Consider the following 745-nt stretch of genomic DNA (forward strand, 5'->3'; position numbering starts at 1 on the left):
AAGTCACCTCGTTGCTGCGCACTCAGTGGTTCAAGCCCCCAGTCGTCTAAGATCAGTAGATCATACTTTATTAGCTTCGCTAGTAATTTTCGGTAACTACCATCTGCTTGTGCTAGAAACAGGCTTTCGAGTAGTTCTTTTAATCGAATATAGTAAACACTTTTTCCTTGTAGGCAGTGCTCATGCCCTAAGGCACATGCGAGGTATGTTTTTCCACAGCCTGTTGCCCCAGTGATTAAGATATTTTGGTGTAAGTTCAACCAGCTATTTTGGCTTAAGTTACGTATCTGTGCTTTTTCTATATTACGTGTCGGCGAGTAAATCAGTTGATTTAACTGAGCCGGTAAGCGGAATTTAGCATGTCGCACGAACCGGTCGATTTTTCTTTGCTCACGCGTGTCAATTTCATGTGTTAGCAATAAACTGATGCGCTCTATAAAGCTTTGCTCTTGATATAAATTTGGCTGTTCAAGCTGCTGCTTGAGTGCTTGCTTTATACCCGATAACTTGAGTAGTTGAAGTTGCTGGTTAATGGTGTCTATCATGATTCATTTCCTTAATGGTAATACTGTGTGCCGCGTATGTTGCTATGTGTAATTGGCTTTTCTGGCTCTGTTTGCTGTGTGGGTAACGGTTGTTGATCCAACCCTTTCTTCAGCATCTGCTTTATTGATTTAAGTGTGGTCGTATTCATTATGATCGCGCGATAACACGCTTGCTCAAGCCGCTCTTTTGAATAGATTTT

At 41.6% G+C, this 745-nt stretch carries 1 protein-coding gene and 1 pseudogene; both read right to left on the reverse strand.

All coding sequences use genetic code 11. The annotated features are described in order from the left end of the window. A partial coding sequence (locus H5201_RS22530) for an ATP-binding protein (RefSeq protein WP_182785460.1) occupies positions 1 to 545 on the reverse strand: 545 nt, incomplete at its 3' end. 11 nt (positions 546 to 556) lie between these two features. Beyond that, positions 557 to 745 (reverse strand): annotated as a pseudogene (locus tag H5201_RS22535) (IS21 family transposase); the annotation flags it as partial.

This window comes from Pseudoalteromonas sp. SG43-6 (assembly GCF_014164365.1).
Classification (GTDB): Bacteria; Pseudomonadota; Gammaproteobacteria; order Enterobacterales; family Alteromonadaceae; genus Pseudoalteromonas; species Pseudoalteromonas rhizosphaerae.